This is a genomic window from Acidisoma silvae (assembly GCF_020618775.1).
Classification (GTDB): domain Bacteria; phylum Pseudomonadota; class Alphaproteobacteria; order Acetobacterales; family Acetobacteraceae; genus Acidisoma; species Acidisoma silvae.
In genome coordinates, this window is sequence record NZ_JAESVB010000008.1 from 22,135 (window position 1) to 43,833 (window position 21,699).

18 protein-coding genes are annotated in these 21,699 nt (G+C 61.6%); 5 read left to right on the plus strand and 13 right to left on the minus strand.

The features are described from left to right. Positions 1–146: 146 nt before the first annotated feature. The gene (locus ASILVAE211_RS16480; protein ID WP_227322441.1) at positions 147–896 is read right to left on the minus strand and encodes an MBL fold metallo-hydrolase; all 750 of its coding nucleotides are present in this window, start codon (positions 894–896) and stop codon (positions 147–149) included. Positions 897–1,030: 134 nt separating this feature from the next. Between ASILVAE211_RS16480 and ASILVAE211_RS16485 the strand changes: the two genes are divergently transcribed. From ASILVAE211_RS16485 to ASILVAE211_RS16495, 3 genes are read left to right on the plus strand one after another with little or no spacing between them, the layout of a single operon-like run. Continuing rightward, positions 1,031–1,783: an SDR family NAD(P)-dependent oxidoreductase gene (locus ASILVAE211_RS16485; RefSeq protein ID WP_227322442.1), complete on the plus strand. Its 753-nt coding sequence runs from the start codon at positions 1,031–1,033 to the stop codon at positions 1,781–1,783. Then, the gene (locus ASILVAE211_RS16490; RefSeq protein WP_227322443.1) at positions 1,780–3,291 is read left to right on the plus strand and encodes an FGGY-family carbohydrate kinase; all 1,512 of its coding nucleotides are present in this window, start codon (positions 1,780–1,782) and stop codon (positions 3,289–3,291) included. Before ASILVAE211_RS16485 ends, ASILVAE211_RS16490 begins: the two co-directional genes overlap by 4 nt. Next, on the plus strand, positions 3,288–4,019 hold the full coding sequence (locus tag ASILVAE211_RS16495) for a sugar isomerase domain-containing protein (RefSeq protein ID WP_227322444.1): 732 nt from the start codon (positions 3,288–3,290) through the stop codon (positions 4,017–4,019). Before ASILVAE211_RS16490 ends, ASILVAE211_RS16495 begins: the two co-directional genes overlap by 4 nt. An 8-nt stretch (positions 4,020–4,027) precedes the next feature. On the opposite strand, the gene ASILVAE211_RS16500 is transcribed toward ASILVAE211_RS16495, so the two are convergent. The 11 genes from ASILVAE211_RS16500 to ASILVAE211_RS16550 all read right to left on the minus strand — a co-directional run bounded on the left by ASILVAE211_RS16500 (position 4,028) and on the right by ASILVAE211_RS16550 (position 18,267). Next, a complete protein-coding gene (locus tag ASILVAE211_RS16500) occupies positions 4,028–5,983 on the minus strand; it encodes a primary-amine oxidase (RefSeq protein ID WP_227322445.1) in 1,956 nt (651 codons plus the stop codon). Between the two features lie 34 nt (positions 5,984–6,017). Further along, positions 6,018–8,246: a N,N-dimethylformamidase beta subunit family domain-containing protein gene (locus ASILVAE211_RS16505; RefSeq protein ID WP_227322446.1), complete on the minus strand. Its 2,229-nt coding sequence runs from the start codon at positions 8,244–8,246 to the stop codon at positions 6,018–6,020. Between the two features lie 21 nt (positions 8,247–8,267). Beyond that, the gene (locus ASILVAE211_RS16510; RefSeq protein ID WP_227322447.1) at positions 8,268–8,597 is read right to left on the minus strand and encodes a hypothetical protein; all 330 of its coding nucleotides are present in this window, start codon (positions 8,595–8,597) and stop codon (positions 8,268–8,270) included. 23 nt (positions 8,598–8,620) lie between these two features. After that, complete coding sequence (locus ASILVAE211_RS16515) at positions 8,621–9,682, minus strand: ABC transporter ATP-binding protein (protein WP_227322448.1); 1,062 nt, start codon at positions 9,680–9,682, stop codon at positions 8,621–8,623. 38 nt (positions 9,683–9,720) lie between these two features. Beyond that, on the minus strand, positions 9,721–10,581 hold the full coding sequence (locus tag ASILVAE211_RS16520; protein WP_227322449.1) for a carbohydrate ABC transporter permease: 861 nt from the start codon (positions 10,579–10,581) through the stop codon (positions 9,721–9,723). Beyond that, positions 10,578–11,492: a carbohydrate ABC transporter permease gene (locus ASILVAE211_RS16525; RefSeq protein ID WP_227322450.1), complete on the minus strand. Its 915-nt coding sequence runs from the start codon at positions 11,490–11,492 to the stop codon at positions 10,578–10,580. Before ASILVAE211_RS16525 ends, ASILVAE211_RS16520 begins: the two co-directional genes overlap by 4 nt. A gap of 7 nt (positions 11,493–11,499) precedes the next feature. Next, positions 11,500–12,843, minus strand: a complete 1,344-nt coding sequence (locus tag ASILVAE211_RS16530) for an ABC transporter substrate-binding protein (protein WP_227322451.1) — start codon at positions 12,841–12,843, stop codon at positions 11,500–11,502. Positions 12,844–13,023: 180 nt separating this feature from the next. Continuing rightward, a complete protein-coding gene (locus ASILVAE211_RS16535; RefSeq protein ID WP_227322452.1) occupies positions 13,024–13,968 on the minus strand; it encodes a threonine ammonia-lyase in 945 nt (314 codons plus the stop codon). Continuing rightward, positions 13,965–15,563: a GMC family oxidoreductase gene (locus tag ASILVAE211_RS16540; RefSeq protein WP_227322453.1), complete on the minus strand. Its 1,599-nt coding sequence runs from the start codon at positions 15,561–15,563 to the stop codon at positions 13,965–13,967. Before ASILVAE211_RS16540 ends, ASILVAE211_RS16535 begins: the two co-directional genes overlap by 4 nt. 11 nt (positions 15,564–15,574) lie before the next feature. Then, a complete protein-coding gene (locus tag ASILVAE211_RS16545) occupies positions 15,575–16,774 on the minus strand; it encodes a M20/M25/M40 family metallo-hydrolase (RefSeq protein ID WP_227322454.1) in 1,200 nt (399 codons plus the stop codon). Then, positions 16,774–18,267 carry an aldehyde dehydrogenase family protein gene (locus tag ASILVAE211_RS16550; protein WP_227322455.1) on the minus strand — a complete coding sequence of 498 codons (1,494 nt, stop codon included), beginning with the start codon at positions 18,265–18,267 and terminating at the stop codon, positions 16,774–16,776. The genes ASILVAE211_RS16545 and ASILVAE211_RS16550 overlap by 1 nt, the downstream gene beginning before the upstream one ends. Before the next feature lie 105 nt (positions 18,268–18,372). On the opposite strand from ASILVAE211_RS16550, the gene ASILVAE211_RS16555 reads away from it, so the two are divergent. Then, positions 18,373–19,128, plus strand: coding sequence for an IclR family transcriptional regulator (locus ASILVAE211_RS16555; protein ID WP_227322456.1), 756 nt, complete (start codon positions 18,373–18,375; stop codon positions 19,126–19,128). A 115-nt stretch (positions 19,129–19,243) separates the two neighbouring features. Continuing rightward, positions 19,244–20,422 (plus strand): Gfo/Idh/MocA family protein, encoded by a 1,179-nt coding sequence (locus ASILVAE211_RS16560; RefSeq protein ID WP_227322457.1) that lies wholly within the window; start codon positions 19,244–19,246, stop codon positions 20,420–20,422. Positions 20,423–20,441: 19 nt separating this feature from the next. Here ASILVAE211_RS16560 and ASILVAE211_RS16565 read toward each other — a convergent pair whose 3' ends face one another. Beyond that, positions 20,442–21,500, minus strand: a complete 1,059-nt coding sequence (locus ASILVAE211_RS16565) for a sugar phosphate isomerase/epimerase family protein (RefSeq protein ID WP_227322458.1) — start codon at positions 21,498–21,500, stop codon at positions 20,442–20,444. Between the last annotated feature and the right edge of the window lie 199 nt (positions 21,501–21,699).

Here is a 21,699-nt window from a genome sequence, read left to right on the forward strand (position 1 = left end):
AGGAATGGCCGCGCTCGCGGCTCTTTCTCAACTCTGTGAAGACTGCCGCTGACCCTCCAGACATCCTCGCCATCCCATTGAACGATATGAGGTGGCGCCGCAAGATTTTGGCGGGCGCGGTCAGAACGCCCTTATGTCATCGGGCGTTATCCGCCCATGTTAGGGGGCGCCAGACCGCGATTGGCGAATGTCGCTGCCCTTTGCGCATGGCGCGCGCCATCCTTCAGGGCGAAAGCACCGTGGCCGGGCAGGAAGATATCGAAGGACAGACCGGCAAGCCGTCTTACGCTGGCAAGCGTGGCGGTGACGCTGCAATCCGGAATGTCCTGCAAAAAAACGGTGCCGCCGGCGAAAAGGGCGTCACCGGACACCAACGCCGTCTTGCCGTCGAGCGTCACGAGGTAGGAGCAGTGATCGGCGCTGTGGCCCGGTGTTTCCAGCAAGCGGATGGTGGCGTTCCCAATATGCGTTACGGCGTCATCGGTCAGCACGTGGTTGATAGTGGCGCCTTCCCAGCGATAGCTGTCCGGATAGACGCCGTATCGCCGCGCGGTGTCGAGACTGATGCGCGTCTCGTCATGCGATTGCATGCGGGCCGCCGCCTCTGCCCCGGCAAAGAGCGTGATAGAATGGGACAAGTGTTGCAGGATCGGCGCGACCCCGCCTGAATGATCGGCATGGCCATGCGTGAGGAAAATATATTTGAGATCGGCAGGGTCGAGGCCGCAGGTTGTCATTTCGCTGAAGATGGATGCGATGTCGCGCCCGGCGCCGGAATCGAACATTGCCAATCCATCGCCCGTATCGATCAGCCAGACATTGCAGTCATAAACATCCGACAAAGAAAATCCGATATTGCCGCTGGCGACAAGATGAATTTTTGGAGCAACCCGCATCACTTTTCCTCTCGATCAACAGACCATGCCGGAGATATTTTAGAAGACACAAGTCGGTATGACAATCACGGGCTCTTTCAGAGAGCCATCGAAAGCGATAGCCTCAATTCTGAAGCGATGGTGAAGGAAAGCGCGTGAAACTCAGCGGCAAGGTTGTTGTGGTGACAGGCGGCGCTTCGGGCCAGGGCGAGGCCGCATGCCGGCTTTTTGCGGCTGAAGGCGCGTCCGTTGTTATTGCTGACTGGAACGGCGCAGGGGCCGCGCGCGTGGCGGCCGAGATCGGCGGCGCAGCCTTTACGGTCGATGTCTCGCAGGAGGATCAGGTTGCGGCGATGATCGCTTTCGCCTGCGACCGTTTCGGCAAGCTGGACGTGCTCTTCAACAATGCCGGTGTCGGCTACAGTTCCACCGCGCGGTTCAAGATGGCGAGCATCGTCGACACCCCGGGTGACGCCTGGGACGCGATCCTTGGCATCAATCTCAAGGGCCAGGCCATGGGCTGCAAATATGCCATTCCGCGCATGCTGGAAAATGGTGGCGGCTCCATCATCAATAATGCGTCCATCATGGCGATTGCCGGCGTTCCGGGGGCCGATGCCTATACCGCCGCCAAAGGTGGCGTCATCGCGCTGACGCGCACGCTGGCCGTGGAATGGGCTGAGAAAGGTATTCGCGTGAACTGCATTTGCCCCGGCACGATCGAGACGCCGATGGTGGGTGCGATAACAAGCGATGCGGAACGTGCGCGGCTTGGCGAAAGCACGCCGATGAAGCGTGTCGGCCAGGCGGAGGAGATCGCGCGTGCGGCCTTGTTCCTGGCTTCGGCAGACAGTTCCTATGTGAACGGTGTCATGCTGCCGGTGGACGGAGGATGGTCCGCCCTGTGACCGGGTATCTTCTCGGCATCGATATCGGCACGTCGATCGTCAAGGCGGCGGTCTTCGATCGCGGGGGCCAGGAAGTGGCTTATGCGACGCGGCGGACGAATATAGCCTCGCCGCAGCCTGATTGGGCTGAAGCAGACCCGGCGGAGATCTGGAGCGCGACCTGCATCGTGATCGGTCAAGTTCTGACGATGGTGCCGGCTGAAAACATCGCGGCCATCGGCCTGTCCGGCGCCATGGTCGGCGCCTGGGTGCTGGATGCGCAAGGGCAGGCGCTGCGCCCCGGTATCTTCTGGAGCGATGGCCGCGCACAGCCGCTGATCGATGAGAGGATCGCGCAAGATCCGGCGTTTCTGTCGCGAATATTTGCGGAATCCGGTTCCGCCATGCAGCAAGGCTGCACGCTGCCGGTGCTGGCGCATCTGGCGGTGCATGAGCCCGCTGTTCTGGCGCGCGCCCATGCGGTCGTCGGTGCGAAGGATTTCATCCGCGCCCAACTGACGGGTGTCATTGCAACCGATATCGTTGAAGCGGCTGTCGCGCCGGGCAGTGCGCGGGCTAGGGGCCGGTCGCCTGCTTTGATCGCGCTATTCGGTCTCGAGGATTGGGCGCATCTGTTGCCCGAGCCGCAGCCGAGCGAGAGCCTCGCCGGCTTTGTCACCGAGGCTGCCGCAGGCGTGACGGGACTGCGCATTGGCACGCCGGTCGCGATCGGTGCGGGCGATGTCGCCGCAAGCGTGATCGGTGCGGGGGGCCTCGCTTCGGGCGCGGCCGTCAGCATCCTGGGCACGACCTGTCTCAACGGCGTCACCGTGCCGCAACCGGTTTTCACGCCGCCCGATTTGGGCATTCTGTTCACACTGCCCGGTGATCTATGGTTGCGCACCATGGTCAATGTCGCGGGTACCCTGAACATCGACTGGGCTCTGGCGGCGCTTTGCCCTGACTTTGCCGATGCGCCCGACGCCTATGAGCGGCTTGCGGTGATCGCGGGTGAATCGCCTGCGGGTGCGCAAGGGGCCGTCTATGTGCCCTATCTCAGCGAGGTTGGCATCATTGCGCCCATGGTAGAGCCGGCTGCGCGTGGTGGTTTTGCGGGTCTTGCGCCACGGCATCGCCGGCCGGATCTGCTGCGCGCCGTCTATGAAGGCATGGCCTATGCCATTCGCGACTGCTTCGCGGCGACGGGACTGGATTTCGATACGGTGCGGCTTGTGGGCGGCGGTGCGCGCAGCGCCTTCTGGCGGCAGATGATCGCGGATGTGCTGGGTCGCCGTGTTGAGGTGCCGGAGGGGCGTGAGTTCGGCGCCAAGGGCGCGGCCCTTCTCGCCGGCACGGCAATCGGCTGGTATGCGTCGATCAGGCAAGCCTCAACAAGTACTTGCCGCATTCTCCATGTCCATGAGCCTGTACGCGACAAGCGGTATGCGCGCGGCTATGCCCGCTACCGCACTTACGCCGGAGCGCTGGCCGAGGCGCGACCCCCGACAGAGCAAAGGCCTATGTCATGACCCAGGCTGCATTGTCCTACCTTGCTCTGGCGGCGGATGCTTTGGCAAAATTGCATGACGGGCAGGAGCAGGTTTTCGAAGCGGCGGCCAAGGCCGTGACGGAAGCGCTGATGGCCGATAAATTGATCTATCTCTTCGGCACCGGTCATTCCCACATGCTGGCGGAGGAAGGGCATTACCGCGCGGGCGGGATAGCGGCGGTGGTGCCGGTGCTGGCGCCAGTGCTGATGCTGCATGACGGCGCGGTGGACAGCACGAAACGCGAGCGCGAGACGGGCCTCGCCGCCGATGTTCTGGCGCGCTATCCGATTGCAGCGGGCGATGTGCTGGTCATATTTTCCAATAGCGGCGTCAATGCCGTGCCGGTGGAGGCGGCCGCCTATGGTCGTGCGCAGGGAGCGGTGGTTGTGGCCGTAACATCGGCCGCCTATTCGCAGGCAGCAGCGGCGGGGCGGGCGCGGCTATATGACATCGCCGATATTGCCATCGACAATCGCACGGTGCCGGGCGACGCCGGATTTCAGGCGGCTGAGGGTCAGCCGGCGGTGGGGCCGCTTTCGACCGTCATCGGCGCGGCGATCCTTAACGCGCTGCTGGCGGAAGCGGTTGCCCGCATGGCGGCGGCGGGCAAGGAGGCTCCGATCTATGTCAGCGCTAATATGCCCGGCGCCAAAGAGCGCAATGCGATGCTGGTCGCGCGCTATCAGGCACGCAACCAGCATCTGTAATCATCCAATCAGGCGCAGCAGCTTTTCTTGTTGACGGCAGGCGGCAGGTCGATGACCGGATTCTGATCGAAGAATCCTGAGGGCATCAGCTTAAAGCCGCAGACGACGCAAGGCTGCACCGGATGGTCTTCCGGCCGGGTGATATGGTGCAGACCGAAACTATGCCAGACGACGATATCGGTATTGTCGGTCGGCCGGTCGGCCTTGGTCCATTTCGGCAGGCCTTCGGAATCGCCATCCTTGGTGCTGGACTGGTTGACGAATTCGCCGGCGGGATAGCGCTCTTCCGCGTTATAGGCCGTCACCCAAAGCTGATGCTGGATGAAGCGGCCACGACGGCCGGACGGGCTGTCGGGATGGGTATAGGGCTGCACCGCCGACATCGGCTCCAGCTTGAAGGCCGTCGGCCGGCCAACCCAGTTCGTCACCTCGGGATTGGTGATGCGCCAGTAGCGGCTTTTAGCGAAATCGACATCGCGCTGCGCGCCGAGTTCGCTGACCAGCGGCTTTTCCTCCATCAAGAAGGCATTGCCGTAGGGGTTTTCGGGGCCGAGCGGCAGCGCGCGGGTGTCGCATTCGGTGACCGTATTGTTCGGCCCGTCGATTTCCATATCCAGACGCGCGCAGAAAATGTGCTGATGAATATGACCGACGATGCCGGGCGCCACTTCCGTGCCGAATTTACCGGGCTGGCCAGGATGGCAGGCCCCCGTATTAATGATGCCGGTCGCCTTCATTTCATATTCGATGCGCCCGTCCTGATGCAGATACCAGTAGGAGGCATATTCGTAATTGCCGATGGTGGAGATGGAGGAGATCACCAGCTTGCGGGCGCGGCGCACATCGGTACGCTCGGTGCGCACGTCGAAATGCTTCCACGACAGGCCGGCATCTTCCTCATGCAGGCAGATGGCATTGGTAATGGTACGCGGCGTGCCATAGACGGTCGGCACTACGGCGTCGAAGTAATGGATGGTGCCCAGGCAATCGCAGCCGAGCGTCAGCGAATTCGCCATGCGGCCGAAGCCGAGTTCGCCGCTGTCAAAAACATTCTTGCGATAATGGCTGCGCTCCGGCGTGCCATAGGGCACCACCATTTCCGCAATCGAGGCGCGATAGACGATCGGCCGGCGTTCGCCGCCATGGGTATAGCCGATGCGATACAGCACCAGGCCCTCGCGGCCATTGAAGCCGACACGGAAATCCCAATTCTCCCAGGTCACCTTATGGCCGTCGACCTTGAAGCCAGCGCCATCCGGCTGCACGACATCAAGCGTGGAAGAGGGCGGGCGGAATTCCGTCAGCAGAGCGGCGTCGTAATTGCGCGGCGTGCGCGGCACGGGAATATAGTCGCCGCTTTCCGCGAAATGATCGACCACTTCCAGCACTTCCAGCGTGCTGACGTCGATCAGCGCATGCAGACCTTCCACCGGATGGGCATAGTAATTGTCGAGCGGAAAGGTACGCATCCAGATGAAGCAGTTCAGCACACGGCGACCCTGCTCAATCGCATGGCCGAAATCGCCCACCGTCCAGGGATCGACTGCCATGAATTCCAGATCGTCGATCAGCCCGCGCTTACGCAGCGCGTCCTGAAAGCGCGGATCGGCCTTCACGGTCTTTTCGATCTCCAGCACTTCCTCGATCGCGACCATCGCGCGCGCGTCTTCGCGGAAGACCTGGGAGATCAGGTCGCCACTGCCCAGATCGACGCGGCCGGTGATGACGCCCATGACGCCACGGCGATAGATATTGAAGCGCGCGACGCGGGGGAAGCTGGCGCCGTCCACATAGTCGCGCACCAGATCCTTCGGCGGCTCGTCCAGATCGACGGTCTCGACGCGCAGATCAGCCCCCCAATCGAAATGCTGGGCAATCAGCGCGGCGGCACGGGCCAGTTCCGCGCCAGAGAGCGGGTCGAGCGGGTGCAGTGCCGCTCTTGTCTCAGTGACGTGACTGTCCATGCGTCTTGCTCCTGTGTTCGGTCTGGTCGCGATCTTACACGAAAGGTTTCGGGTCCATGAAGCGCCGAAGTGTGTTCAGGGTGATTCGAGAGACATTGTTTTCGTAATTATTCCAGGGCAGGGAGCCGATCCAAGCGATGGAACCGGTGGCGAAAACCGCCCCGCCCGCCGGCGTTTCGTAAAAGCTCAGATCAGCGCGGACCTTTTCGTTCTGATCGCCGCCGAGATTGGGCAAGGTCGCGGTAAACTCCTCGTTCACCAACAGCATCAAAGGACTGTGATCTTCGGAGGAGGCGAGGCGAAGGATATTGGGCGGAGAGCCGAGCAGGGGATTGATACAATCCAATTCGATGCCGGCGGCACCCCCGCCGATAAGGCCGAAATCGCCGATCACCTCATCCTCCACGCCTTCGAAGACGAAGGCGGCGCGGGGATTATCGGCATCCGGGGCGCGGCGATAGGGGCTGGAAACGTCAAAACCCTGCGCCACGAAGCCGATGCCGGCCATCATATTCGGCGGGCGGCCGCAACGGCGCCAGAGGCCGCCATATTCCCCGGTGAAGGAATGGTAGTATTCGCCCGGCTCGGCTTCCCAGGAGCGGATGCCGTCTTCCGCGCGCCGCACTTCGATGACGCCGGGCAATTCATCATGGAAGGCGATGCGCCAGTACCAGCCATTACCGCCCATATACATCAAGCGGCCGCCACGATCGGTCCAGGCCTTCATCGCGTCCCACATCGCGGTCGAATGGTATTCCGGATGCGATCCGGTCAGGATGACGCTGTAATCCTCGATGAGCGGAAAGCCGTCGCGATGCAGGTCTTCGTCGGTGATGATGTCGTAGTCGATATCGTTATGCGCCAGCCAGCCGAAGAGATGCGTGTCGGCATTGTACTGGTATAGGCTTGATCCGTCACCGCCGAGCCAGGAATGATAGCGGGGCGCGCAATTGATATTGGGCCGCATGCGGCTGGAATAGCAGACGCCCGAACCGTCGGCGTGCTTGTCATACAGCGAATGGCAAAGTTCGGGATGATCGTAGAGATAGACGTCCTGATGACCGAAATGCAGCAGCCGGCCCATCAGCCGCTCCACGCCGCGCACGGTGATATGCTCGCCGTGATTGGCATAGGCCATATAGGAACAGGTGGGGGCCAGGAAGGCAACTTTGGGCCGCGTAACGCCGGGTTTCTTGATGCGCGGCGGACGGATGAAGAAGGGGATATAGCATTCCCGCATGGCCTCGGCCTCCGTTTCCCCGCAGGAGAGATGCAGGGCATAGGCGCCGCTTTTGGCATCCTCCGGCAGGGTCCAGACGACATCCGCCGGCCAGCCGGCGTCATAGAGGTCATCCTCGTGGAAATGCACCGCGCCATATTCGGCAGGGGCCGCCTGCCAGCTGTGGTGGAGGCCAGTCCAGCCGCTGCCCTTCATGCCGCGTGCCGGCAGATTGACCAGACGGCCGTGATGGCGGAAGGCTGCTTTGTCCGTCGCCTTGATGCTGCGGATGCCGTCCGAGAAATCCCAGGCGGCGATCAGCTTCGGCGAAAGCCCTGCGGGCAGCGGATTCACCGCCAAAGTCGCGTGGCTTTGCGCACCTGCGAGCAGGCTCGGGGCTTCGATCTTGCCGTTGAAATGCGAGCCGACGGTGCCGTCGGCGAGCGGCATGCCAGCCAGGATGAAGGGTGCGGCCACAGCTTGAGACGCGCCAAGGCTGCCGGTTATCTCTCCCTCATCATCGGTGCCGACATCGGCTTTCAGCGGCGACAGCGAGAGGCGGAAAGCGCCCGTCACTGCGTTCAGGCTGAAGCTGACGGCATACCACTTCCGCTCCAACAGCGTTTGCGGCAGGGTCTGGCGCCGGCCATCACCGGTGACGAGCGATAGTTTGCCCTCGTCCAGTTCCAGCATGAAGCCCGTCTTGCTGGCGGCATCCCATTGCGAAGCGATGACCTGAGCACGGCGCGCGAGCAGCGTCGGCCAGATCAATGCGCGGAACGAAAAGTCTTCCAGCGCCGGAACGGTGTCAGCGATAAGATAGGAACCCGCGTCGGCGCGGCGCTGCTGGCCGAGATAGGTGCCGTCGATGCTGCTGGGATGATGCGGCAGATCAAGCCCGGGCCCAGCCGGATTGCAATCACCGTTCAGCACGCGGACGATGCGGGCGGAAAAGCTGTCGCCCTCTTCCAGCGAGACCTGAAAGGAAATCGCCTCGCCCGGTGCCACGCTATAGCGGTCAGGATAGCCCAGAATCTTCAACATTGTTCGCTCTCCCGCTCGCGATCAGGCTTCGTCGGCGCTTCTGAAAGGCTGGTTCAAATGCTGGCCCGTGGCCTTGAACCAGCGCCTGCGGAAAATCTCCCATTCCGCCTCGTCCCGGTTTGTGAAGATCGGGCTGTCCTCCAAAACCAGCGGGTCGAGCCGGTTGGCGGGCATTTCCGCGATCTGCCATTCGGCGAAAGGCTTGCGGCAGAACAGCACGATCTGCCGGCCGCTCGGGTCGTAGCGCAGCGCGTTGAGCAGGCGCATGAGGCCGGGGCTGTGCCGCCCCACCGGCAGGCGCCGGAACTCCTCGACAAATTGCTGATCCGTCTCAGGATTGATGCGGTACATGATCGCCCTCTCTGCGGGGAGGTTTATGCGGAAATCCGACGGCCGTCGGGCCCGAAGAAAAAGCAGGCGCTGGCTGCGGGCATGATACCAAGCCGGTCGCCGATCCGCGCATGAAATCCGGGGTCGACCAAGGCGCGCAGCTTGTTGCCGCCTGCGTCATCCGCGATCACCACCGATTCACGCCCCAGATGTTCCAGCGCATAGACGGTAACGGGTATGGCGCCGGCCGCATCGGGCGCGGTGACGGTCACATGCTGCGGCCGCACCCCGAGGCTGACGGGGCCATTGGGTATCGCACGGCCGGCAAGGTCTATCGCGACCGGCCCGGCATGAAAGACGCCGCCAGACACATCACCGGCCACGATATTCATCGGCGGCGACCCAAGGAAGGTCGCAACGAAAAGGCTTGCCGGCTGGTTATAGATTTCATCCGGCGTGCCGATCTGCTCCAGATTGCCCTTGGACATGACGGCGATACGGTCACCCATCGTCATCGCCTCGACCTGGTCATGGGTCACGAAAACCGCTGTTGTGCCGAGCCGCTTTTGTAGATTGACGAGTTCCGAGCGCAGCGACAGACGCAGCGCGGCGTCGAGCGCGGATAATGGCTCATCCAGCAGGAAGCAGGCCGGTTCGCGCACGATGGCCTTGGCGGTGGCGGCGCGCTGGCGCTGGCCGCCCGACATCTGGCTGGGTAGCTTGTCCAGCATCGGCTCCAGTTCCAACATGCGCGCGGCATCGGCGATGCGCTGCGCCCGCTCGGCCTTGGACAGTTTGCTGTGCCTGAGGCTCGCTTCGATATTCTTGCGCACCGTCAGATGCGGATAGAGCAGGGATGACTGGAAGACCATGGCGATATTGCGCCCATGCGGCGGTTCGGCCGTGACCTCGCGCCCATCGAACAGGATCTGTCCCTGGGACGGATAGTCCAGTCCCGCGATCATGTTCAGCGTCGTCGTCTTGCCGCATCCGGACGGACCGAGCATGACGAGAAATTCGCCGTCGATGATGTCAAGGTCGAGATTCTCGACGGCGACGTAGCGGTCATAGGTTTTGCGGATCTGCCGCAGTTCGATCTTTGCCATTCAGACAAGGGCTCCAAACAGGGCTTGGTGCGTCATCGTCAACGAACCGGGTCGGCGATGTTCATCTCCGCCAGATGGCGCTGCAGGAAAAAGGCAACCAGCGCGGGCGGGATGATGGTGATGAGAATGCAGGCGGCGAGCTGGGACGGATTCGGGTCCTGGCCCAGGAAGCCGGAAATGGCCGCGGGCAGGGTCGTGGCCGGGGTGCCGTTGACGAGAACAAGCGCGAAGGTGAATTCGTTCCAGGCAAACAGGAAGGCGATGATCGCCGAGACCGCGACACCGCTGCGTGCCAGCGGCAGAATAAGAAAGACGAGCGTGTGCAGGCGGCTGAACCCGTCGATCCGGGCCAGCCGCTCGATCGGCGGCAGATTGCGGAAATAGCCGATGAGCATCCAGGTGACGAAAGGCACAGTCGTCGTCAGGTCAATGATGATCAGCCCCGGCAAGGTGCCGACCAGGCCAAGCTGGACATACATCGTGTAGAAGGGAATGAGGGTCGAGACCGGCGGGATGGCGACCGCAAGCAGAACGGCGTTGAGCAGAACATTCTTGAATTTGAAATCGAGCCGGGAGAAGACATAGGCCAGCGGTACGACGATCACCATGGTGATCAAGGTGACGACAACCGAGACGATGACGCTATTCTGCAAGCCGAGCTCGATCTGGCCGGCTTGGCCCGAGGCCGAGGAAATGGTACCGTCCGCCAGCTTGTAGTCATAGCCGAAGATATTGACGAAGGAGGAGAGATTGAAGCTCGACGGCAGGATATGCGGCGGGAAGCTGGCAATTTCCGCGTGATTCATGAAGGCCATGCGGACAAACCACAGGATCGGCAGAAGCGACCAGATGATCAGGATCGCCATGGCGATGACGAAGTTGGGGCGATGCGTCTTCACAGCGCCTTCTCCCGCCGGCCCCAGACAAGATAAAGAGCCATGGTCGAACCGATGATGAAGAAGAGCAGGAAGAACGACATCGCTGCGCCATAGCCAAGGTTCAGGTTCTTGAAGCTCACCTTATACAGCTGATAGGTAAGCGTCGATGACGCATCACCTGGGCCGCCGTCCGAGAGCACGAAGATAAGATCGAACAGCTTCATCGACAGCACGATGCTGATGGAGGTGAAGACGAACAGCGTGAAGCGCAGCGGCGGCAGCGTCACGTTCCAGAAGGTTTCCAGCGGCGTCAGCTGATCGATAGCCGCGAGATCGTAAAGCCGCTTCGGAATGGTCTTGAGATTGGCAAGCACGAAGAACCCGACGAGTGGTGCCATGGTCCAGGAACTGCCGATGGCCAGCACCTCGACGATGGAACGCGTCGTCATGAAATCCGGCACGTTCTGCATGCCGAGATCGGCCAAAATCGCGGTCGGCAGGCCTGTCTGTCCGCGGGCGAGATAGGCGAACATGAGCCCGGCGCCATAAAGCGAGACGCACCAGGGCAGAAAGACGAGCGTGCGCCACAGGCTGCCGAAACGCGACGGCCGATTGAGCAGAAGACCGATGCCAAGGCCCAGAAGCATCGTCAGGATGACGCTTTCCAGCGTGAAGCGGATCGTGACCCAGGTACACCACCAGAATTCCGGATCGCTCAGCACCGTCGCGAAATTCTTGAAACCGACGAATTTCGCGCGGTAGCCGCCGAAGAACATAATGCGGTGGAAGGCCATCCAGGCCGAATAGACGAGCGGATAGGCGACGATCACGACGAGAAGAAGGATAACCGGCAGGCCGATCATCAGTGCGAACTGCCCGTCGGTCAGTTCGCGCCGTCTCTGTCGGCTCTTCTTGTTCGCGATCGTCGCCATGCCTGTGTCAGATCCCGTATTTGTCGTTCAGACTGCTGATCTGATCGTTCATCGCCTTGATGGTATCCGCGATATCGCCATCATTGAGCAGGAACTTGGATAAGGTGTCGCGCAGGTAGGAATTGAATTCTTCAGACCAGACCACGCGCCAGATGCCGGTCGGGAAGGGCGTCTTCTTGTAGACGTCAAGCAGGACCGCATAATCATCCGGCCTGGCGACGGCCTGTTTGATGCGCGCTTCGGTCGCGGGCGAATCCATGACGGATTTATAGGCGGAAAAGAGCAGATGGCTTTCCATCCAGCGCTCACCGACATAAATCTTGCCGTCACCGTCCTTGAAACCATACCAGGACGTGAATTTCTTCACGTCATCGGTCTGCGCTTCCGGGCGCTTGCGATTTGTCATGAGATACAGGGCTGAATCGATCAATCCCCAGCTCTGCTTCACCACCGGCAGAATGGTCGCATGGCCCGCGATCTGGCTGCGGCCCGGCGTGTTCATGGTCTGCACGTCATAGATTTGCTGCGGGCTGAAGACGTAACGGCCGGAGGCGAAGGCGTCGATATAGGCCGCTTCGTTATAGGTCAGCACTTCCTGGGGAACGAGCTTCGATTTCCAAAGCTTCTTCCACTGCGCAAGCGTCTTATAGGCCGGGCCGTTAGGGTCCGTCGTCATCGTCGGCTTATGCGTCGTGGGGTCGGCGACCGGGTTGCCGCGATTGAGCACTTCCATGACGAAGCCCCAGGAAATGCCGAAATATTCACCGAACCAATGCGGCAGGATCGGCGTCGCGATGCCTTTGTCATGCAGCGCATAGACCTGATCGTACAGCGCGTCCCAATCTGCCGGAAAGTCTTTGTCGGTCATTCCGGCCTTGTTATAGGCAAGAAGATTCGTGTGGATGCAGCCACGAGTACTGGCGAAATAGGAAAGGCCGAGCAGCTTGCCGTCATAGGACCAGGCATCCAGAAACTGCGGCAGCATATCGGCCTTAATATCGGCGATAGCAGGTAGGGTTTCCGCAGGCATCACCCAACCGCCCTCGTAATAGCGCACCGCGCTGGACGGATTGGCGTAGAGCACATCGAGATCGGCCTTGGCGATCAGACTCTGCTCCATGATGGACGGATAATCGCCCGTCACGGTCGCGTACGAAATCTTGCCATGCTCTAAGTCGTTGTACCGTTTCACATTGGACTGCACGATATCCGTGGCAAATTGCCAGCCCCGGAAATAGACAGGCTTGCCGCTTGTGGGTTCCAAGTCCGCGACGGAGGCAAAAGCGCGTCCGAAGGGCGTGGCGGCAAGGCCAATGGCCGCAGCCATAGTCCCGAATTCACGACGTTTCATTGATCACCTTCGACTTTCTGAATGGGTGGAGACGGAGGCATGAGGCGTCCCGGCCGGTCATCCGGATAGACAAAGCAATTCTCTGCAGAATTTAAAGCAAATCGCGTGCCAGATTAGACGAAAAGCCGAACCGGTTTTTAACTGTTATCGGTCTGCAATTCAAACGTACAGAAAGCAGAGTCAGGAAAAGGCGTCCAGACCCGCACCGCAGACAAGCGCGCAGATGCGCGTACCCGGTGCGACGGAGATCTGCCCGGAGAGAAGGGCAGCGGCGGCAGCCGCACCGCTGGCATCAGCGGCGAGACCGAATTCAAACCACAGCCAGCGCGCGGCATCGAACATGGCCGCATCATCAAGAAGAATGATGTCATCAACATTCTTCCGAACAATATCAAAAATGCCTGGATCCGTCTGAGCGCAGGCCATGGTCGGCACGCTTGTGGTCACGCTATCCAGCTTGGCAACAGAGCCTTGTTCGAGACTGGCGTAAAGCGTAGGCGAACCGACAGGTTCGATGCCTATGATGCGGGCATTCGGGTGCAGCGCACGCAAAACGGTGGACATGCCGGCAATCAGTCCGCCGCCGCCGATCGCGATCAGAAACAAATCGATGTCAGGTGCCTGTTCCAGAATTTCGAGTGCGACCGTGCCTTGTCCGGCGACGATGGCCGGGCTGGCAAAGGGATGAAAATAAGGAAGGCCGGAATCTTGCGCGAAGGCTGTTGCCGCCGCATGCGCCTCGTCCCAAAAACGGCCGACAAGATGCGTGGTCGCGCCCCAGGCGGTCAGTTTCTCCAATTTCGCGGGTGCCGCATTTTCAGGCAGAAAGATGGTCGCGGCCACGCCCGCGACATGGGCCGCGCGGGCGACAGCGATGCCGTGATTGCCACCTGACGCGGTCACGATGCCGCGCGCCACGATTTCCTTTGGCAGTGACAGCAATTGATTGATGGCACCGCGCGCTTTGAATGAGCCGGTTACCTGTAAACTTTCAAGTTTCAGCAGCAGCGAGGCACCATCCGGCAAAGGCGATCGTTGCGCGAGGGTCACTTCCATCAACGGCGTGCGCCTTACGAAGCCTTCGATACGCTCTTGGGCTGCACGAACGTCGTCGATGGTAATCATGCGGCATCGGCCAGGAAGGTGTCGGCCAGTTTCTCGCCGATCATGATCGTTGTGAAATTGGTATTGGCCTTGCAGTCGCGCGGCATGATGGAAGCGTCAATGACGCGCAGACCGCGCATGCCATGCACGCGGCCATGTGTATCCACTGTGCTGAAGTTTTCGCCTTCCACACCCATGACACAGCCGCCCGCACCATGCTGCGCGTCATTGCAGTCCGTCATCAGCCATTCATCGACCTGATCGTCGGAAGCCGTGAGAAGTTCGGAAAGCGGCAGGCCGGTATTGCCCATTTGGACATCGCGGCAAAGGCTGCGCGTCGCCTCATGATTGCAGATCAGCGCGAGGTGGCGCGCACCCGCACGCATGCGCGCAAGATCGAAAGCGTCGCTCATCATATTCTCGTCGATCTCGGGATGATGGCGCGGATCGGCCGACAGCGTGCGCACGGTGCCGCGGCTGCGGCATTCATACAGCATGACATGAATGCCGGCCTCGCCGAACTGCGACATGTCCTGATCGACGCCGATGCCGCCATGATTGAAGGAGGCGAGCAGCATGTCATGCTTGGCAGCACCCGGCAGGCCGGAGCTGAACTTCACGCAGCAATTGGTGTGGCGCGTATCCAGTCCCTTCGCGCGGAATTCGGGCTTGAGTTTAAGCTCGACGCGGACAAACGGATGGTCGAAGAAGCCCTGGCCGACGGGCAGGTCATGTATCTGCGCGATGCCGGCTTCTGCCAGCCAATCGGCAGGCCCGACGCCTGACCGATGCAGGATGGCAGGGGAATGAATGGCACCGGCCGAGAGGATGACATCGGCCGCAAAAAACTCCTGTATCCCGTCCGGCAGGGCGACGCGCACGCCCGTGGCAACCAGCCCGTCCAGCAAGACGCGATCGACCAGTGCATCGCCGATGATGGTCAGGTTCGGACGGCTGCGCGCAGGTTCCAGATAAGCGTCATTGGTGGAGACGCGCTTGTGGTCGCGGCTATTGATCGCAAAACTGCACACGCCTTCGGCGGCCGGTGCATTGAGGTCGTCGCACCAGGGATGGCCCAGACCCATCGCGGCGTCGCGCAGCGCGAGATCGACCGGTCCCCAGGTCTCGACCGGCGCGCGATAGACCGGGATCGGGCCGCCGGAGCCGTGATAGGGATAATTGCCGAGCGTCAGGTCATCTTCCAGCTTGTTGAAATAGGGTAAAACTTCATCGGCGGACCAGCCGGAGCAGCCGTATTCGGCCCATTCGTCAAAAGCATCGAGCACGCCGCGAATGGCGATCTGGCCGTTGACGGATGTGCTGCCGCCGACGCCTTTGCCGCGCCAATAGAGGCGCGGCTCTTGCCGATGCGTGCGCCGCGCCATCAGGTCGTCGAACATATACTGTTTCTGGAATTTCTCGGGCAGAAGCAGGTTGAACGGATTGGGGCTGACCATTTCCGGCGGCTGTTCGGCACTGCGGTAGTTGGGGCCGGCGTCGAGCAGCAGCACGCTGCGGCGGCTGTCGGCGGATAGGCGATTGGCCAGTACCGCGCCGGCCGCACCCGCGCCCACGATAATCACATCAAACCGGTTTCCGGTGGCAGGCGCGGTCATGTCCTCAATCCTCAAGCGCGTTTGAAGTGCCGGGCGATATCTTCGATCATGCGGGCGGCGCGCGTGACATCCGCCACGGCTACGAATTCCTCGACCGCATGGGCCTGGGCGATACTGCCGGGACCGAAAACGATGGTCGGCACGCCGACATCCGTCATCTTGGTCGCGTCCGAACCGTACGCCACGCCGACCGGCGTGTCGTTGATGCCATGCTGGCGGCAGACCGCCCGGGCACTGCGGATGATCGGATCGTCCCCATTTTCAATCGCCATCGACAGGCTGTCGATGAAGGGAGAATGAACGATGACCTCGAAACCTTCGGGGAAGGTTCGGGCAAAGGCTTCGGCAGCCTGCTTGGCATCCCTCCAGGCATCCATGCCGCTTTCGCCCGGCAGCGTGCGGCGGTCGAATGTCAGCAGGCATCGCTCGGCGATAGTATTGGGGCCTTGGCCGCCTTCGATCATGGAACAGACAAGGGTGGGGGAGCCGACGAGCGGGTGGCTGCGAGCGGCCAGTTGCGCGTTCAGTAAGGCACGCAAATGCGCAAGCAGATCCGTGGCGGCGGCAATCGCGTCCAAACCTCGGGCTGGTTCGGAACTATGGGCGGCACGGCCGATAACCTCTATGCGCCAGCGCACGCAGCCCTTGCAGGCTGTGACGACGCGCAGGCTGGTGGGTTCGCCCGCGATGCCGCCATCGGCCCGATGCCCGGCGCCGAGATAGGCCGAGACGCCGCGATACTGAAACTCCTCATCCATCGCGGCGAGCAGAATGACATCGCAATCCGCCGGGTCGGCGGCCAGGGCCTGCATCGCCAGCATCATGGCGGCGACGCAGCCGCCGTCATCCACGGCGCCGCGTCCATACAGGCGGCCGTCACGCAAAACAGGCGTGAAAGGCGCGGCCATGCCCGTCACCTGCACGGTGTCGAGATGGCATTCCAGTAGCAGGCTGTGCTGGCCCGTGCGGCCTGGCACGCGGGCGATAACATTGGGCCGGCCGGCCAAGACGTCCTGAAATTCGACGGCAATGCCGGCGTCACGCAGCCAGCTTGCGACAAATTCGGCCTTCGCCTGCTCACCGAACCAATCGGCAGGATCGCCCTCAGCCCGAAAGGCCGGGTTGATGCTCGGGATTTCGATCAGGCGTGACAGCAGGTTTGTCGCTGCGTCATCGGCCGTCGGCCCGGAGACGGGAAGGGGCGCCCCCATCAGCGGGAAATGTCGATCGTGATGGTCTTGAGGTCAGACATTTCCAGCAGCGTATGCCGTCCGCCGGTGCGGCCGATGCCGCTGGCCGTGCCGGCAGCGCCGCCGGCTGGGATATGCGTCTCCCAGAAGGGGCTCATTTCGTTGATATTGACGATACCGACGCGCAAGGATTCCGCCCACCGAAAGGCATCCTTGATGGTATTGGTGAAGACGGCGGCCGAAAGGCCGAAGCGGCTGCGGCCGATAATGTCCCAGGCGTCATCATCGTCGCGAAAGCGGATCAGCGGGGCGACGGGGCCGAAGGTCTCATGAATATTCAGTTTTGAGTCTGCCGTCAGATTGGTGACGACGGTCGGCTCGTAATGCAGACGCGTCGGCATGCCGTCCATCCGGCGGCCGCCGAACAGGATGCCGGCCTGCCGCTCACGCGCATCGGCCAAATGCTCGTCCATCTTGGCGGCCGTGGGCTCGTTATTGAGCGGGCCCATGGTCGTAGCGGGATCAAACGGGTCACCCATCCGCACCAGGCTGGCGGCTTTCACCATGGCTTCGGCAAAACGGTCATAAACGCTGTCATGCACAAGCACGCGCTCGGTTGATGTGCAGATTTGTCCGGCATTGGCAAAGCAACCGGTAGCGATGCGTGACGCCGCCATCTCAATATCGGCGTCGCGCAGAACCAGCGTCGGGCCGTTGCCGCCCAGTTCCAGCATCAGCGGCTTGCCGGCACCGCGCGCGGCAATGATGGCGCCGGTCTCCGAACTGCCGGTAAAGGCAATGGCATCGACGCCGGGATGCGTCACGACGGCGTCACCGGCGACATGACCTTCGCCGGTGACGAGGTTGATGACACCATCCGGGACACCGGCTTCCACAAAGCATTCCATCAGCTTGGAGGCGATGAGCGAAGTTGTCGGCGCCGTCACCCAGACCATGGCATTGCCGGTGGCAAGGCCTGGGGCGAGGTAATAGATGCAAGGCTGGGACGCCGGGAAATTCCACGGCGTGATGACGCCGAAGACGCCCTTGGGCTGTAGAAAGCTATAGGCGCGCTTATTGGCATCGGCGAGCGGGAAGGCCGATGTTTCCAGCCATTTGATCTGCTCGGCGGCATCCCGGAACGCCGTGACGGCCCCGGCAATTTCGCCCTTCGCTTCGGCATGGAACGGCTTGCCCTGTTCCAGCGTGAGAAGCCTAGCCAATTCCTCCGACCGCGCCTCGATCCGCTCCGCGACGGCGAGGCACAGCTTTGCGCGATCCCAAACCGAGAGTTTGGAGATGAAAGGTTTCGAGGCGACGGCAGCTTCAACCGCCAGCGCGGCGTCCGCGCGCGTCGCCAGCGGCACCGCGCCGATCCGCGCACCTGTCGCGGGGCTGACGATTTCCAGAAAACGACCGGAGGTGCCCACGCTCCAGCTGCCGCCGATGCGCATCCGGCCGATGGCGAGGCCATCGGGGCTTTCCAGCACACGCAGTCCCTTGATCAGGTGCAAGCGGGCCTCCTAAATCGGATCAGCATTGTGACAAAACGCTAGTGGTGTTTTGTCTGTGGTGTCAATACCACTAATGAAACGCCGTTCCCGCTTCGGAGTCCAGGAATGAAATCAAGCTATTCAGCCCCGGCCTTGGAAAAAGGCCTCGATATCCTTGAGGCTTTGTCCGTTCAGGCCGAGCCTTTGTCGCTGACCCGCCTGGCCGCCCAGCTCGGGCGCTCCAAAAGCGAAATCTTCCGCATGGTGATGGTGCTGCTGGAGCGCGGCTATGTCTCCCGGGACTCAGACAGCGATACCTTGCAGCTGACCGACCGGCTGTTCACCCTCGGACTGCGCACGCCCCGCGCGCGCGACCTAGTCTCCGCCGCCATGCCGCTGATGACGGATCTGGCGGACCGGACGGAATTCTCCCTCCATCTCGTCGTTCTGCATCAGGGCAAGACGGTGGTGCTGGGCGCTGCCCCCGGCGGGCGGGATCTCGTGTTCAGCCTGCGGCTCGGCTTTCACCGTCCGGCTCTGGATGCAACCTCAGGCAAGGTTGTCATGGCGTTTCAAAAACCGGTTGTGCGGGATGCGATTATCAAGGAAGGGGCACCCCTGATGCCCGGCGGATTTGATGCCGCCAAACTGGCGGATGATTTGGCGCGCATCCGGCGCGACGGTTTTGACTATCACGAAAGTCGGCATTTCGTGGGACTTGTCGATCTCTGCTGCCCGGTGCTGGATGGGCGCGGCGAAGCGGTCGCCAGTATCCTCATGACCTGCCTGCGCCGCCCGGGAGAGGAAGTGTCCTTGAAAGATCACCTGCCGGCTTTGGCCGAGGTTTGCGCCGGCGCCGCGCGGGCCGCCGGGCTCGCTTAGGCGTTCTTACGCAGCCGGGCGCATTGCGGAATACCCCTGTCCGCGTGTTGGGAAACTGTCTTTTGCGATCTGATCATCTCAGTTAGCTTGAGAGACTAATGGGAGAAACGAGCCAATGGCCTCATTCCGATCTGCGTCGCGGCGGCTTCGTCTGGGCATGGTGGGGGGCGGCCCCGGCTCATTGATCGGGCCGGTTCATCGGATGGCGGCGCGGCTGGATGACCATTTCGAGCTTGTTGCGGGTGCTTTGTCGTCTGACGCGGAGCGTGCGCGTCAGGGTGCTTCCGAAGCGCATATCGCGCCTGATCGCAGCTACCACACCTGGCAGGCGATGGTTGACGGAGAGCGCAATCGTGATGACGGCATCGATGTCGTCGCGATCGTGACACCCAATCATTTGCACTATGGCCCCGCGAAAGCCTTCATGGAAGCCGGCATCGATGTGATCTGCGACAAGCCGCTGACGCTGAATACGGCGGAGGCGGAAGATCTTGTTGCAGTGCAGCAGAAAACGGGCCGGCTCTTCGGCGTCACGCATACCTATGCCGGCTATCCAATGGTGCGGCAGGCCAAAGCCATGGTGGCGGCAGGTGCGATCGGCCCCGTGCGGCTGGTCAATGTTGAATATGTTCAATCCTGGCTGACGGAGCCAATCGAAGCGGCGGGCAATAAGCAAGCGGGCTGGCGCACGGACCCGGCATTTTCAGGGGCCGGCGGATGCGTCGCTGATATCGGAACGCACGCCTATCACCTTGCCGGTTTCGTAAGCGGCATGCTGCCGGATGCGATTTGCGCCGACCTCACGGCTTTCGGCAAAGGCCGCGTCTTGGACGACAATGTTCATATCCTCATGCGCTATGCGTCAGGTGCGCGCGGCATGATCTGGGCAACACAAGTGGCACCGGGAAACGATAACGGCATCCGCGTGCGGATTTATGGTGAGACTGGTGGGCTCAGCTGGTTTCAGGAACAGCCCAACGATTTGCACTTTACCCGTTTCGGAGAGGCGCCGCAGCGCCTGGGCCGGGCGGGGGTGATGCCGGGCGGCGTTGCTCGTCCCTATGAGCCGCGGGCGGCCGTCGGCCATCCCGAAGGCTATCTTGAGGCTTTCGCGCAGCTCTACACGGATATGGCCGAGCAGATTACGGCGCGCAACGAAGGCCGGGCGGCAAAGCCGGACAGTCGGCAACTGGCAACGATCGGTGAAGGGCTGATCGGCATGCGGTTTGTCGATGCCGCCGTCGCTTCCAGCCGGCAAGGCGGCGTTTGGGTTGGCCCAGACAGTCAAGTCTAAGTTCGTCTCCGGATAGCCATCAGTCAGCGATGCCCAGAAGCTGGTTCAGCATCGCCTGATCCGCGCGAACCGCCGCAAAATCATCGAAGGCTTTGTCGCTCGCTTGGATGATATGATTGGCGATGAAAGGGGCGCCCTCGGCGGCACCCTGCGCGGCAGCCTTGATGCAGCATTCCCATTCCAGAACGGCCCAGCCGGCATAACCATATTGCGTAAGACGAGAAAATATTCCGCTGAAATCTACTTGGCCGTCACCGACCGAACGAAAGCGTCCAGCGCGGCTCAGCCAATTTTCGAAACCGCCATAAACGCCTTGGCGCGCGGAACGGACAAATTCGGCGTCTTTCACATGAAAGGCGCGAATCCGCGAATGATAGATGTCGATGAAGCCCAGGTAGTCCATCTGCTGCAACAGCATATGGCTGGGATCATACAGAATATGACAGCGCGGATGCTGCCCGACGGCATCCAGAAACCGTTCGAAGGTGACGCCATCATGCAGGTCTTCGCCGGGATGCAATTCATAGCAAAGGTCGACGCCGGCATTGTCGAAAGCATCAAGGATCGGGCGCCAGCGCCGCGCCAGTTCATCGAAGGCGGTATCGACCAGCCCCGCCGGCCTTTGCGGCCAAGGATAAAGATAAGGCCACAGCAAGGCGCCGGAGAAGGTGGCATGCGACGACAGACCAAGATTGACGGACGCGCGGGCTGCGAGCTTGAGCTGATCGATTGCCCATGCCTGGCGCGCCGCAGGGTTGCCGCGCAGCGCTTCAGGCGCGAAACCGTCGAAAAGCGCATCATAGGCGGGGTGAACCGCGACAAGCTGACCCTGGATATGGGTGGAAAGTTCCGTGATCTCCAGGCCCCATTCCGCATAGCGCCCACGGAGATCATCGCAATAGGCAAGGCTTTCTGCCGCCAGCGTAAGATCGATGGCGGCGGAATTGCCTGTGGGCAGTTGAACGCCGCGATAGCCAAGCGCCTTGGTCCATTGAGCGAGGACGGCAACTTCATCCCCGTCTGCGTCAGGGTTCAAAAACTGCGCCAGAAAAATTGCCGGCCCTTTTATGGTGCGCATGATTGGCTCTTTCCTATGCGTTGCCATTGGCGGGGCGCTTGCTGTCGCGCATCACCAGGGCAGTTGGCAATATGATACGCCAAATCGGTATCTCGGTATGCCGTCGTTTCTCTTCGAGCAACGACAAAGCGCATCGCCCCATCTCAAATGGGGGATGTGCGACTGTCGTCACGCGATCCGTAATCTGGCCATTCCGGCC